This window comes from Parendozoicomonas sp. 209JJ7-1, from assembly GCF_058147085.1.
Genome location: NZ_JBYVJU010000123.1, coordinates 1 through 645, shown reverse-complemented (window position 1 = coordinate 645; position 645 = coordinate 1). Strand labels below are relative to the sequence as shown.

Here is a 645-nt window from a genome sequence, read left to right as displayed (position 1 = left end):
GGCGTTACATGCTTCTAAGTACAAACATAAACACCGCAATAACAAATAGTAAGGATCTGCAGTGAAAATCAATGAACTCGTTTCTGTAGGAGTAAGACTCTCTGGTATATATTTACTCTTACATGTAGCGACTCAAACGCCATATTGGTATCAGACGATTACATTCTCTCATCGCGAAGATCAAGACTTAGTTGTTTACTATCTAGTGATTGGGGTTCATATCATAAAGTTTTTGACCGCACTAATAATGATCAAGTTTCCTGGTACAATTAGCCTGCTCTTATCAACAAAATCAGATAGTGATGAGCGAGTTGTTGAGGAGAATGGGGAAGCTATCCTTACTGCCGGAGTAATATTAATTGGCATTTACATACTGTCTTATGCCATACCAGATATTGTTGATAATTTAATGATATTTAACGCAATTGAAAATGGATTGAGCCTTGGTCAGCTATACACTAGAGAAGAAATAAAGATAAACCTTGTCATTACAGCTGCAGAAATATTAGTAGCTATTTATCTTATATTTGGTGTCACTGGTTTAAAAAACCTCATCTACAAATTTAGGTCTATGTAAAACCATCAACACGCATGTAACAAGTAAATCCAGGTGACGCCTACGGCGCACCTGATTTAGGCGTTATG

At 36.6% G+C, this 645-nt stretch carries 1 protein-coding gene; it reads left to right on the top strand.

Annotation, left to right across the window (positions count from 1 at the left end):
- The first annotated feature begins 61 nt into the window (after positions 1 to 61).
- The gene (locus ACY2RQ_RS19670) at positions 62 to 577 is read left to right on the top strand and encodes a hypothetical protein (protein WP_490114713.1); all 516 of its coding nucleotides are present in this window, start codon (positions 62 to 64) and stop codon (positions 575 to 577) included.
- The last annotated feature ends 68 nt before the right edge of the window (positions 578 to 645 follow it).